Annotated in this window: 11 protein-coding genes; 5 read left to right on the top strand and 6 right to left on the bottom strand. The window is 71.4% G+C overall.

The window, feature by feature from the left end; all coding sequences use genetic code 11:
* Positions 1–12: 12 nt before the first annotated feature.
* The 3 genes from IEY14_RS07315 to IEY14_RS07325 are packed head-to-tail and all read right to left on the bottom strand — an operon-like array spanning position 13 to position 2,800.
* Positions 13–471: a DUF2948 family protein gene (locus IEY14_RS07315; RefSeq protein WP_188907572.1), complete on the bottom strand. Its 459-nt coding sequence runs from the start codon at positions 469–471 to the stop codon at positions 13–15.
* A 51-nt stretch (positions 472–522) separates the two neighbouring features.
* Positions 523–1,848, bottom strand: coding sequence for an O-antigen ligase family protein (locus tag IEY14_RS07320; protein ID WP_188907573.1), 1,326 nt, complete (start codon positions 1,846–1,848; stop codon positions 523–525).
* Positions 1,817–2,800, bottom strand: a complete 984-nt coding sequence (locus IEY14_RS07325) for a glycosyltransferase family 2 protein (RefSeq protein WP_244639370.1) — start codon at positions 2,798–2,800, stop codon at positions 1,817–1,819. The genes IEY14_RS07320 and IEY14_RS07325 overlap by 32 nt, the downstream gene beginning before the upstream one ends.
* 206 nt (positions 2,801–3,006) lie before the next feature.
* Between IEY14_RS07325 and IEY14_RS07330 the strand changes: the two genes are divergently transcribed.
* Genes IEY14_RS07330 through IEY14_RS07340 form a run of 3 tightly spaced genes read left to right on the top strand, consistent with a single transcriptional unit; the run spans position 3,007 to position 5,947 of the window.
* Positions 3,007–4,260 carry a glycosyltransferase family 4 protein gene (locus tag IEY14_RS07330; RefSeq protein WP_244639371.1) on the top strand — a complete coding sequence of 418 codons (1,254 nt, stop codon included), beginning with the start codon at positions 3,007–3,009 and terminating at the stop codon, positions 4,258–4,260.
* Complete coding sequence (locus tag IEY14_RS07335) at positions 4,257–5,063, top strand: WecB/TagA/CpsF family glycosyltransferase (protein WP_244639372.1); 807 nt, start codon at positions 4,257–4,259, stop codon at positions 5,061–5,063. The genes IEY14_RS07330 and IEY14_RS07335 overlap by 4 nt, the downstream gene beginning before the upstream one ends.
* A 5-nt stretch (positions 5,064–5,068) precedes the next feature.
* Positions 5,069–5,947: a DUF6492 family protein gene (locus IEY14_RS07340; protein WP_188907576.1), complete on the top strand. Its 879-nt coding sequence runs from the start codon at positions 5,069–5,071 to the stop codon at positions 5,945–5,947.
* Here IEY14_RS07340 and IEY14_RS07345 read toward each other — a convergent pair.
* Entirely contained in the window at positions 5,934–7,220 is a 1,287-nt protein-coding gene (locus IEY14_RS07345) for a lipopolysaccharide biosynthesis protein (RefSeq protein WP_244639373.1), read from the bottom strand. The genes IEY14_RS07340 and IEY14_RS07345 overlap by 14 nt on opposite strands.
* 53 nt (positions 7,221–7,273) lie before the next feature.
* On the opposite strand from IEY14_RS07345, the gene IEY14_RS07350 reads away from it, so the two are divergent.
* Positions 7,274–8,398, top strand: coding sequence for an endo-1,4-beta-xylanase (locus IEY14_RS07350; protein WP_244639374.1), 1,125 nt, complete (start codon positions 7,274–7,276; stop codon positions 8,396–8,398).
* Positions 8,399–8,510: 112 nt separating this feature from the next.
* Positions 8,511–10,376 (top strand): GumC family protein, encoded by a 1,866-nt coding sequence (locus IEY14_RS07355; protein ID WP_188907578.1) that lies wholly within the window; start codon positions 8,511–8,513, stop codon positions 10,374–10,376.
* Between the two features lie 18 nt (positions 10,377–10,394).
* Here IEY14_RS07355 and edd read toward each other — a convergent pair whose 3' ends face one another.
* Together edd and pgl are read right to left on the bottom strand one after the other, a co-directional pair.
* Entirely contained in the window at positions 10,395–12,218 is a 1,824-nt protein-coding gene (gene edd / locus IEY14_RS07360; RefSeq protein ID WP_188907579.1) for a phosphogluconate dehydratase, read from the bottom strand.
* 4 nt (positions 12,219–12,222) lie between these two features.
* Complete coding sequence (gene pgl / locus IEY14_RS07365) at positions 12,223–12,933, bottom strand: 6-phosphogluconolactonase (protein WP_244639375.1); 711 nt, start codon at positions 12,931–12,933, stop codon at positions 12,223–12,225.
* Positions 12,934–12,992 lie beyond the last annotated feature (59 nt).

Genomic DNA, 12,992 nt, shown 5'->3' on the forward strand with positions numbered 1-12,992 from the left:
AGCGGGCGCGCGTCAGGCCTCGGGCCGCTCGTGATCCGGCCGGTTCTCGGTCGACCAGCTCGCGGCCTCGTCGGTCAGGCGCGCCTCGATACATTCCACGTCGAGCCTTATCGCGGCGTCGCCGGCAAAGACAAGCTCGATCGTGCCGGCCGGCGCCTCGGCGGGCTGGAAGCGGATGGCGAGCAGCGACAGCACCGCCTCCGGCGCGATGCCGCTTTGGCGCACCGCCGACACGCGGGCGAAGTCGAGAATGGCCCGCCGCCGCTCGTAGTCCCGCTTGGCGAAGAGGCGGCGCAGCACCGGCCGGTCGTCGGCCCGTTCCCAGACGAAGCGGTTCATGGCGAGGACGAAGCGCCCCTCGCGCGGCAGGTAGCGGCAGTCGGCGGGGCGCGTCAGGCCGTCCTGGCAATAGGCGGACAGGATCTGGAGATCGTCCGCGTCGAGGGCGTCGAGCCGCAACAGGCCTGCCATGAATCCGTCTCCGCATCGGTTCGTCCAGCGCGGGAAGTAGCGCAGGCGCCGTCAGGAAACCATGCGCAGCCGCGCCGCGAGGCGCAGGCCGACGATCGCCATGAAGGCCAGCATCCAGACCGGCTGGTTGCGGGCGAAGAGATAGCTTTCCAGAAAGGAGTTCATCAGCACGAAGGTCAGCACCATCATGCAGAAATCGGCGAAGCGCGCGTTCTCAAGGTCCGGCCGGCAGGTGAGATAGTCCTTCACCGGCAGGACGAGCAGCATCAGCGCCGCGACGCCGAGCGCCGGCCAGCCCATGGCGATGGCGATCTCCAGATAGCCGCTATGCGAGTTCACGATGCCGCGCGGGTCCCAGGAGAGCTCGAACGGCCGCTCGCTGCCGCGCACCACGTCCGTGCCCCAGAAGGATTCGAAGCCCCAGCCGGTCCATTGCCGGTCGTGCATCACGTCGAGGGCGAAGCGCCAGAGATCCATGCGGCCGGTGAAGGTCGTGCCGGGCAGGATCGTCTGCAGGATGTCGTTGAGAAGGGGCGAGATCGCCGCGCCGAGCGTCAGGAGCGCCATGACGCCGACGATCGCGACCAGCATCAGCGCCGGGAGGACGCGGCCGCCGAGGCTGCGCCCGCCCGCGACGAGAAGGGCGACCAGCGGCACGAGCCCGGCCGAGGTCTTCGAGCCGGTCTTGGCGACGAAGAGGGCCGCGAGGAGCATCACCAGCCAGCCGCGCCGCCTGGCGCCGCCGCGCAGCAGATAGATGCCGGCGAAGAACAGCCCGGCCATCACCGGCCCGGCGACGTTCTTGTGGCTGTAGATGCCGCGCCAGAGGCCGGCATGTTCCGGCTCGTCGCCGCTCGCCGTGTGGATCGCGAGGTCGGGCAGAAGGACGAGCCCGGCATAGGAGAGGCCGAGCACCGCCAGCGCGGCGATGGCCAGCGCGGCGCGGAAGTCCCGCGCCGTCGGCGGCAGGCAGACCGCGCCCGTCGCCGCCGCCATGGCGAGGAGCGAGAAGAGAACGGCGCGCAGCGAGGCGTCCGGCACCTCGGACTGGGTGACGGAGAACAGCATCCAGGCGGCGAAGACGAGCCAGGTCGGCCGCAGCAGCGCCATGGCGGCGGCGCGCTCGGTGAAGAGCACGTGGCCGACGAGCGCCAGCGCGCCGATCGCGCCATAGCCGAGCTGGTTGACGAGATTGCCGCTCTCGGCCGTCGCGTCGCTCTGCGTCTGGAAGGGCGTGAAGGAGACGAGGAGGATCGTCAGGATCGCCGCCGCCATTCCCGTGCGCAGCGCCTTGGTGACCCGGTCGGCCTTCGGCGCGCCCGGCGCGCGGGCGGCGCTTGCCGGCTCAGTTCTGCTCGGGACGGCGATATTGCTCATTCACCAGCCCGAACTCTGCCATCAGCCGGCCGATCGCGACATTCAGCGGATAGAGGCCGATCACGGCCGAGCGGGTGCGCCAGGCGAGGCCGAGGGCGCGGAGCGGGGCGACCGCGAGAAGCGCGCCGCTCTTGGCGAGCGTCCCGAGACGCCCGGAAAGGTCCGGCCGCGCCCGGTGCTCGATGATCGAGGACAGGGCGCCGTTGCGCAGGGAGCGCGCCTGGAGCCAGGAGAATTCCGTGCGCCGCTGGGGCACCGTCTCGAAGACCGGCGCCTCCTGGCACCAGGCGAAGGTGAAGCCGCGCCGCTTGGCACGCGAATAGAAATCGCTGTCGCCGCCGCCGGTGAAGTTGAAGGCGGGGTCGAGAAACGGCATCGGCATCGCTTCCAGCACTGGGCGGCGGACGAGGACATTGCCGGAGGAATAGAGGATCGGCACCGGGCCGGTGCGGTCGTAATGCGGCGTGAAGACCGGATGCCGGGCGAGGGCGCCGCCCAGAGCGCCGCCCTCGAAGATCGGCAGCTGCGGCGCGCCGACGAGATCGGCGCCGGTCTTTTCGGCGGTCGCGACGAGATGGGCGATCCAGTTTTCGCCGGCGCACTCGTCGTCGTCGATCGACAGGAGAAAGCGCGCCCGCGGAAATTCGGCGAGCGCCGTCGACCAGCCGGCATTGTAGGCATGGCAATTGCCGCGCGCCTCGGCGACGATGGCGAGACCCTGGAGCCGCCCGCCCTCCAGCGCCGCGCGGGCGACGGCGAGGCCCTCGCGCCCTTCGGCGTCGTTCTCGACCACCACCACCGCGAAGCGGGGCGCGCCCGCCTGCGCTTCGAGCGAGCGGAGCGTCTTCTCCAGATGGTCCGGCCGGCGGAAGGTCGGCAGCACGACCACCGCGTCCGGCGCCATGTCCGGCCGGATGGGCGAGCGCGCCTCGATCGTGACCCCGTCCCCCAACGCCGCGCTCCGCTTGCCCGCCCGGACCGCTCCGGGATCGCGCAACATTCAGCCATGAAGAGGTGAAGAAATGCGAAACCCTTGATCGACAAGGACTTCGTTACCTTACGCCAGGGGAGGATTCCGGCAACCATTCGGCTTAGCCGCGCCGAAAGGAATGGGATCGCATGGTCGGGATCGCTTCACGAGACCGACGGCCGGGCCCGATGCATCTTCTTTTCATCAGTTCGATGCTGCCGGAAGACGAACCGCGCTCGGGCTTCGACATCGCGACGCGGGCGATCGCCGAGGAATATCGGCGCCAGGGGGTGCGGCTGTCCTTCGCCGGCTTCCGGCGGCCGGGCAGCGGCACGCCGCGCCCGGGCGAGGTGGCGCTCGGCGAGCTCGCCCCGGAAAATTCCGGCGCGACGCGGCGGCAGAAGGCCGCCTGGCTGCTGCGCGCCCTGCATCTCGGCCTGCCGGTCTCCGCCGCCAAGCTCGCCCTTCTCGGCCGCGACGCCTTGGAGGCGCGGCTGGCGGAAGCCGGGCCTGTGGACGCCTATGTCCTCAACTCGATCCAGATGCCGGCGGCCTATCCTTTTCTCGCGGCGACGAAGCCGAGCGTCTTCGTGGCGCATAATGTCGAGCATCGCTCGGCCGCCGAGAACGCGCTGCATGCCGGCTCGCGCTTCACGGCCGCGCTCTACCGGCGCGAGGCGGCGCTGCTTCACGCGGCGGAGGAGCGGGCCTGCCGCGACGCGCGCATCATCCATACGCTGAGCGCCGAGGATCTGCCGGGCCTCGGCCTCGTCGGCCATCCCGCCGCCTATACGCTGCCGCTGACCATCGGCCGTCCGGCGATCGCCGACGACGGGGTCCGCCGACAGGATATCGGCCTCATCGGCACCTGGAGCTGGGCGCCGAACCGCATCGGCCTCGACTGGTTCCTCGCCGAGGTCGTGCCGCTGCTGCCGGCCGATATCGGCATCGCCGTCGCCGGCGTCTTCGACGGGCGCCCGCCCAAGGCGCCGCCCAATGTCCGCTTCCTCGGCCGCGTGCCGGATGCGCAGCGCTTCGTGCGCGCCTCGCGCGTCGTCGCCCTGGCGGCCAAGGGCGGCACCGGCGTGCAGCTGAAGACGATCGAGGCGCTGGAGGAGGGCATGCCCTGCGTCGCGACGCGCTCGGCGCTGCGCGGCGTCGAGAGCCTGCCGCCCAATGTCGCCGTCGCCGATGCGGCGCCCGACTTCGCGCGGGCGCTCCTCGACATGGTGGCCGCCGCCCGCGCCGGCATGGCGGGCCGCGCCAACGGTCTCGCCTTCGCCCTGTCCCAGCGCCATGCCTTATCCTCGGCGGTGGAGCGGACCATCGCCGATCTCGAAGCGATCCTGCCGCATCCGCCGCGACGCGGGAAGCCGCGCCCGGCGGCCGAGGCGCCGGCTGACCGTCTGACCATGCCGCCGATCGCGGCGGGCCGTTCGTGAGCGCGCTTCGCGCCCATCTGCCGGCCGCCGCGCCGGAGCGCTCGGATCCGCCGCTCGAACGGCGGCGCATCGGCGGGATCGCGGTCGCGGCCACCGATGCCGGCACCGCCATCGGCCTTCTGGAGGAGCGCCTCGACGATCTGCGCTTCACCAAGGTCGCCTTCGCCAATGCCCATTGCGTCAATGTCGCCAGCGACAGCTCGGACTATCGCCAATGCCTCGGCGACTTCACGGTCTTCGCCGACGGCGTCGGGGTCGATCTCGCCTCGAAGCTGCTCTACGGCGTGCCTTTCCCGGAAAATCTCAACGGCACCGACTTCGTGCCGAAGCTCCTGAAGCGGATGTCGGGCCGCCGCCGGGTGGCGCTGGTCGGCGCCGCGCCCGGCGTCGCGGAGGACGCGGCGCGCAATCTCGCGGCCCGCTTCCCCCGGCACGAATTCGTGGTCGCCTCGCACGGCTTCTTCAAGCCCGGGCTGGAGACCGAGATCGTGCTTGCCCGTCTGCGCCGCCTGTCGCCGGACATCACGCTCGTCGCCCTCGGCGTGCCGCGCCAGGAGCTCTTCATCGCGGAGCGCCTCACCCTTCGCGAGACGACGGTCGCGATCGGCGTCGGCGCGCTGTTGGATTTCCTGTCCGGCCGGGTGCCGCGCGCGCCGCCGCTCTGGCGCACGCTCAGGCTGGAATGGGTGCACCGGCTGCTGAACGAGCCCTCGCGGCTCTGGCGCCGCTACATTCTCGGCAATCCGCGCTTTCTCCTCGGCGTCCTGGCCGACTGGAACCGGCGGCGGACCGTAAAGGGCTGACACCATTGCGCACCGCCATCGTCACGGCGAGCTATCGCGGCGATCTGGAGCGCTGCCGGCTGCTCTGCGAAAGCATCGACCGGCATGTTTCCGGCCATACGCGCCATCTGATCCTGGTCGAGGAGCGCGACCGCGCGCTTTTCGCGCCGCTCGCCGGACCGAAGCGCGAGATCGTCGGCGAGCGGGCGCTGCTGCCCGCCTGGCTGCGGCCCGTTCCCGATCCGACGCGGCTCGGACGCCGCCGCCTCTGGCTGTCGCCCTTCGGCCCGCCGCTGCGCGGCTGGCACGTGCAGCAGCTGCGCCGCATCGCCGCCGCGCGCCGGATGCCGGAAGAGGTGATGCTGTCCTGCGATTCCGACGTCGTCTTCGTGAAGCCCTTCGACGCCGCGCGCCTGCAACGGGACGGCGCGGTGCGCTTCCACCGCCAGCCGCGCGGCTTCGACGACATCATCCCGGGCTTTCGCGCCGACCACCGGCGCTGGTCGGCGCGCGCCGCCGATCTTCTCGGCATCGCCGCACCGCGCGAGGTCGCGACCGGCTATATCGCCACCTGCATCGCCTGGCGCACCGACACGATCCGGGCCCTCGCCGAGCGGATCGAGACCGTGACCGGCCGCCCGGCGCTCGCCGCGCTCGCCGCCGACCGGGCGCTCTCGGAATGCACGATCTACGGCCGCTTCGTCGACGAGGTGGAGAACCGGCCGACCCGCCATTTCGCCGAGCCGGAGTCGCTCTGCCGCGTCTACTGGGACGGGGCGGCGATGGGGGAGGGGGATCTCGCCGCCTTCGTCGCGGCGCTCGGTCCCGAGGAGGTGGCGATCGGCATCCAGTCCTTCACCGGCACCGATCCCGATCTCATCCGCCGCGCCGCTAGGCTGCGCTGAGCACCCGGCGCCGCAAGGCCGGCCAGCCGCGCAGGCGGCCGTCGAAGGCGAGATAGGTCGCCGTTCCCGAGGCGAGCCAGAGCGCCAGGAACAATCCGTTCAGCTCGACGATCCACCCGGTGGCCGCCGCGTCGGCGCCGCCGAGCACGAGGGTCAGCAGCGCCGCCTTCAGCGCGCCGACAAGCGCCAGGATCACGGCGCGGATCGCCGTCAGGCCGCGCGCATAGAGCAGTTCGCTGTGATATTCGACGATGTTGCGGAAGGCCGGCACGAGAAGCGCCGCGCCGACGAGCGGCGCCGCGTCGGCGACGTTGCGGCCGAGCGCGTTCGGCGCGATCGCGAGGAGGAGCGCGATCGCCGCGAGGCCGCCGACCGAGACGGCCGCGATGGCGCCCTCGATCAGGCCGCGCCGGCTCCAGCTCGCCAGCCAACCGGGCATCCGCATCAGCCTTTGCACCACCATCGTGTTGAAGGCCCGCACCGGCAGGGCGGTGAGGTCGATGAGCCGCATCAGGATGGCGTAGAGGCCGGCGATCTCCGGGCCGCCGATCGAGAGGACGAGCAGCTTGTCGAGCTCCGACTGGAGATAGAAGACGACCTCCGCCGCCGCGACCGCGAGCGCGTCCCGCCAGCGGGCGAAGGTCACGCGAGCCGCGAGGCGCAGCCGGGTGCGCGGATAGAAGAGCGCATAGGCGAGAAGCATCGAGAGGGCGTTGGCCCCCATATAGGCGAGCGCCCAGCCGGTCAGCGAATGGGTCGCCGCGAACGCGAAGAGGACGGCGGCGAGCGCGCGGATCGCCGTGCCGAGAATGACCAGCATCGCCGCCCGGCCGAAGCGCCCGAGCCCGTTATTGACGATGCAGACGACTTCCAGCGGCCGCCAGAACAGGACCTCCGCCGCGACGACGGCCGCGAAGGCGGCGAGCGGCATGGCCGGCGCGAAGACGGCCAGATAGAAGCTGCCGGCGACGAGCGCGACGAGAGGCAGGGAGACGAGGAAGGCGATAAGGAAGCCGACCGTATAGGCGCCGACCAGCCGGCGCTTCACCGTCGCGGCGCGGTAGAGCGGCGAGACGAAGCCGAAGCCGGCGATGCGCGACAGAAGGACGCCCGTCGCCGAGGCGGTGGCGAAGAGGCCGAAATCGCCGACGCTGAGGCTGTTGGCGATCGAGACGAAATAGGCGAGCGAGATCACCAGCCGCCCGGCCGAGCCGCCGACGAGATGGGCGAAGGCGGTGAGCTGGCTTAACTCGCCGCTAAGCTTTCCCCTCAAGACTCGTCCGAGACCCTGCATGGTCGCCCATTTCCTCCGACGGCGGAACCTCCATGACCGAAGACGGCGAGCCGCGCGGCAGGCGGGAAGTCCCGGCGATCCTGGCGGCGAAGACTAGCGGCGGAAGCTTAACGCGCCGTTCGCTGCTCGCCGGCGGCACGCTCGCCCTCGCCGGCATGCCGATGGCACAGGCCGCGTCGCCGCGTCCGGCGCGGCGCGTGCCCTTCGGCGCGGCCATGCAGGCCGAGCATCTCGGCGATGCCCGCTATCGCGCCCTGTTCCGCGCGCATTGCGACCTCGTCCTGCCGATGAACGAGTTGAAGTTCGGCCTCGTCCATCCCGAACCCGAGCGCTTCGACTTCGCGCCCGCCGACGCCGTCCTGGACCTCGCCCGTGCCGAAGGCCAGGACGCGCGCGGCCATGCGGTGATCTGGTGGAACGAGGTGCCGCCCTGGCTCGCCGCCGTCACCGAGCCGGGCGCGGCCGAGCGCGCGCTGCGCCAGCATGTCGAGACCGTGGTCGGACGCTATGCCGGCCGCCTCGCGAGCTGGGACGTCGTCAACGAGGTCGTGGCGCACGAGGCGCCGCCGGACGCCCCCTTGCGCGACACGGTCTGGCTGCGCGCCCTCGGGCCCCGGCACATTCCGCTCGCCTTCGCGGCGGTGGCTACGGCCGATCCCCAGGCGAAGCTGGTCCTCAACGACTACGATCTCGAATTCGAGGGAGACCGCTACGACCGCCGGCGGGCAACCGTCCTCGAAATCGTCCGCCAGTTGCAGGAGGCCGGACTCCGTATCGACGCGGTCGGCATCCAGGGCCATCTCTATGCCGAGAAGCGCATCGACATCCCGGCGCTGGCGGCCTTCGGCGCGGCGCTGAGGCGGCTCGGCATCGCGCTGATGGTGACCGAGCTCGACGTCATCGACTGGCGGATCCCGGGCGGCGCGGCGGCGCAGGACGCCGCTGCCGCGCGGATCGTCGGCGATTTCCTGGAGGGCGTCTTCGCCGCCGGGCGGCCCGCCGCCGTCATCGCCTGGGGCCTGACCGACCGCTACAGCTGGGTGGACGACGCGATGCCCCATGCCGACGGCACGCCCTCGCGCCCCTTGCCCTTCGACGCGGACTATCGTCCGAAACCCTGGTTCGACCTCATCGAGCGCCGATTGCGGGACGGCTGAGGTCCCGGCCTTCGGCGGCCGGGCGCTTACGCTTCGTTAAGGATGTTTTCGTTTTTCTTCCCTAGGGTCGAGACCTCAAACCCGAGACACCCGCAGCAACCGGCGCGCCTCCATGTTCACCTCGATCGATCCGCAGGGATCGGCCACCGCCGAGCCGAAATCCGCGCCCGACAGCGCCGCCTCGGCCTATCGCGGGCCGGAGCGCCGACGCTCGGTCGCGGCCCTTTTCGATCCGATCTATGTCGGCCGCTTCGTCTGGCGCTGCCGCTGGCTCGTCGCCTCCACGACGCTGGCGGGGCTGGGCTTCGCCGCGACGCTCGCCGTGACGACGCCGAAGGACTATGTCGCCGAGTCCCAGATCCTGGTCGATCCGCGCGACATCAAGGTGGTGCAGAACGAGGTGGCGCCGAACGCGCTGCCATCCGACGCGACGTTGGCGCTGATCGAGAGCCAGACGGCGGTGGTGACCTCCGACCGCGTGCTGTCCGGCGTCATCGCGCGGACCGGCCTCGCCGAGGACCCGGAATTCAACGGCACCGCCAAGGGCAATCTCCTCCAGCGCCTCCTGCCGCAGGGCGCCGAGCCGCCCGCCGGCGATCGCGCCGCGATCGTCAACCAGGCGCTGCGCCGGGCGCTCACCGTCACGCGCGAGCCGAAGAGCTTCATCGTCCACCTGTCGATGAAGACGCAAGACCCGGAGAAGTCGGCGCGCCTCGCCAATGCGCTGTCCGACGCCTTCATCGCCGAGCTTGGCCATATCCAGTCCGACACCGCGCGCCGCGCCACGGTCGCCCTGTCGTCCCGGCTGAACGAGCTGCGCCGCAGCGTGGTCGAGGCGGAAGGCAAGGTGGAGGACTACAAGAACCAGAACGCCCTGATCGGCGTGAACGGCCGGCTCGTCGACGACGACTATATCACCCGCACCAATGACGAACTGGCGCGCGTCCGGGCGACGATCGCCGCCCTGCGCGTCAAGGCGGCCTCGCTGAGGAATGCCAGGCTCGACGACGTGCTGCGCGGCGGCCTGCCGGAGGAGATCGGCTCGGACGCGCTGACGCGGCTGCGCCAGGGCTATGCCGATCTCATGCAACAGGCCTCGAGCCTCGCGGTGAAGCTCGGGCCGCGCCATCCCCAGCGCATGGCGGCGGAAAGCGCGCTCGGTTCCGCCCGGGATTCGATCCGCCACGAGCTCGACCGCATCGTGTCGGCGGGACAAGTGGAGCTCACGCGGGCGGAGGCGACGGAGCGCGACCTGTCGCGGCAGGTGAGCGACCTCAAGGCGAAGCAGGCCGAGACCAGCGGCTCCTTCGTCAAGCTGCGCGAATTGGAGCGCGAGGTCGAAGCCTCGCGCGCCGTCTACGAGGCCTTTCTTCTGCGCGCCCGCGAGACCAGCGAGCAGGAAAGCCTCAATACCGCGAATATCCGGGTGATCAGCGAGGCTGTGCCGCCGCTGAAGGCGACCGGCGCCTCGGTGAAGCTGGTGACGGTGGCCGGCGCCATCGCGGGCTTCCTGCTGGGTGCGGGGCTGGCGGCGGCCCTCGCCATGCTGCGCCTCGTCATCGGCTTCCTGCGCCAGGATCGCCGGGGCGCGGGCGGCGCCGGCCGCGCCATCTGGACGGAGGCCGAGCGGGCCGCCAATCGCCGCGCGATGGCGGCCGCCGCCGCCGCTGAGTCCCCCATGCCGGCCGCCACCGAGAAGTCCGCGCCCGTTCCGCCGCAGCCGGTCGCTCGCCCTGCCGTCTCGGCCCCGATGCCGGTCCCGGCGCCCAGTCCGGAGGATGCGGCACCGCTCGGCCGCGCGGCGCTGCGCGAGCGCATCCGCGCCCTCGCGGCGGCACAGGACGGCGTCCCGCCGCGACAGGAGGGCATGGCGGCCGAGGCGATCCGCCGCCAGCTTCTCGACGTGCGGGATTCCGTCGCCGAATTCAGGCGCGAGCGCCAGGGCGAGGTGCCGCGCCGGATGGGCGGACGCGTCTAGCGCCCGCTTATCCGAAGATCAGAGCCCGAAGACGCTGGCGCCGAGGCTCGCGTCGCCCACCGCCGCGCGGAAGGGCGCGAAAAGCTCGCGGCCGAGACCGAACTCGTTGCCCGAAAGATCGGCCTCCGCCACCGCGCGTGCCGCCAGCACCGCCGGATCGACCAGGATTTCCAGCTTGCCGGTCTCGCCGTCGACGCGGATCAGGTCGCCGTCGCGCACCTTGCCGATCGTGCCGCCGGCCTTCGCCTCGGGCGTCACATGGATCGCCGCCGGGATCTTGCCGGAGGCGCCCGACATGCGGCCGTCGGTCACGAGGGCGACCTTCTGGCCGCGATCCTGCAAGACGCCGAGCAGCGGCGTCAGCTTGTGGAGCTCCGGCATGCCGTTCGACTTCGGGCCCTGGAAGCGCACGACGGCGACGAAATCGCCCGTCAGCTCGCCGGCATCGAAGGCCTGCTTCAGCCCATCCTGGTCGTGGAAGACCCTGGCCGGCGCCTCGATGACGCGGCGCTCGGGCTTCACGGCGGAGACCTTGATCACCGCCTGACCCATATTGCCGGTCATGATGCGCAGGCCGCCATTGGCGGAGAAGGGCTTGTCGGCCGTCGTCAGCACCTTCGGATCGCCGCTTTCCGCCGGCACCGGCACGCGCTCGACCGACTGGCCGTCCGCCCCGAGCCGCGCTTCCACCGTATAGCCCGAAAGGCCGGAACCCCAGGCGGTGCGCACGTCGTCATGCAGGAGCCCCTGGCTCAGCAATTCGCGGATGAGGAAGCCCATGCCGCCCGCCGCCTGGAAATGGTTCACGTCGGCGAGCCCGTTCGGATAGACGCGGGCGAGAAGCGGGGTCACGTCCGAGAGGTCGGAAATGTCCTGCCAGGTGAGGCGGATGCCGGCCGCCGCCGCCATGGCGACGAGATGCATCGTGTGATTGGTCGAGCCGCCGGTCGCATGGAGGCCGACGACGCCGTTCACCACCGCCCGCTCGTCGACGACGAGACCGGCCGGCGTGTATTCGTTGCCGAGCGCGGTGATCGACAGCGCCCGGCGCGCCGCCTCGCGCGTCAGCGCCTCGCGCAGCGGCGTGCCCGGATTGACGAAGGACGAGCCCGGCAGGTGGAGACCCATGATCTCCATCAGCATCTGGTTGGAATTGGCCGTGCCGTAGAAGGTGCAGGTGCCGGGGCCGTGATAGGACTTCGATTCCGCTTCCAGAAGGGCGGCGCGGTCGACCTTGCCCTCGGCATAGAGCTGGCGCACGCGCGCCTTCTCGTCGTTCGGGATGCCGGAGGTCATCGGCCCGGCCGGCACGAAGATCGCCGGCAGATGGCCGAAGGACAGGGCGGCGATGACGAGGCCGGGCACGATCTTGTCGCAGATGCCGAGATAGACGGCGGCGTCGAACATGTCGTGGCTGAGGCCGACGGCGGCGGCCATGGCGATCACGTCGCGGGAGAAGAGGCTCATCTCCATGCCCGTCTGGCCCTGCGTGACGCCGTCGCACATCGCGGGCACGCAGCCGGCGACCTGGGCGGTCGCGCCCATCTCGCGCGCCACCTGCCGGATCACGTCCGGATAGGTCTCGTAGGGCTGGTGGGCGGAGAGCATGTCGTTATAGGCCGAGACAATGCCGAGATTGGCGGTGCGGTCGGCGGCGAGCCGCGCCTTGTCCTCCGGGCCGCAGGCGGCGAAGCCATGGGCGAGATTGCCGCAGGACAGGCGCGAGCGCTTCGGGCCTTCGGCGCCCTTGGCGAGGATGCGGGCGAGATAGGCCTCGCGCGTCGGCAGCGAGCGTTCGCGGATACGTTCGGTGATGGCCTCGATTCGACGGTCGGCGGTCATGGGATCAGGCCTCGTCCGAGGGCAGGGGAGCCCAGAAGATTTGCAACGGAGTCTCGCGCGGCGCGGTGAGCACGGCGCGGACGGGATAGTCGGTGGCGGGGCCCGGCGCCTGCGCCGTCTCCAGCACCTTCAGCTTGGCCGCGCCCTCGATATGCAGCGCCAGGAAGCGGGCATCGGCGATGGCGGGCAGGGTGAGCGTGATGCGCGGCTCGCCGGCGCCGGGCGCGCGCATCGGCAGGACGGTCGCGTGGCAGGCCGGGTCGATCGCCTCGGCCAGGCGGTCGCCGCCCGGAAAGAACGAGGCCGTGTGCCCGTCCTCGCCCATGCCGAGGATCACGGCGTCGAAGGGGCGGGGCAGACGGGAGAACCGCGCCTCGATCTCCGGCAGCACCTCCTCCGGCGCCGGCACGTCCTCGTGCAGCGGCTCGAAGCGGGCGAGCGCCGCCGGGCCTTGCAGGAAATGGCGGCGCAGGAAGCCGGTATTGGAACGCTCGCTCGTCGCCGGCACCCAGCGCTCGTCGACGAGGAGCACGGTGACGCTCGCCCAGTCGATCTCGGCCTTGGCCAGCGTTTCGAGGAAGAGCTTCGGCGTCGAGCCGCCGGACACGACGAGGGTGGCCGAGCCGCGGGTCGCGATGCCGCCCGCGAGCACGGCCGCGACCCCCGTCGCCAGCGCTTCGGCAAGCGCGCCCCGGGTCTCATAGCGATGCAGCATGCCGCTCTCCATCATGCCGCGCCGCTCGTCGATGGCGGCGCGTCCTTCGTGCCAGGATA

This window comes from Aureimonas endophytica (genome assembly GCF_014642635.1).
In the GTDB taxonomy this organism is placed as follows: Bacteria; Pseudomonadota; Alphaproteobacteria; order Rhizobiales; family Rhizobiaceae; genus Plantimonas; species Plantimonas endophytica.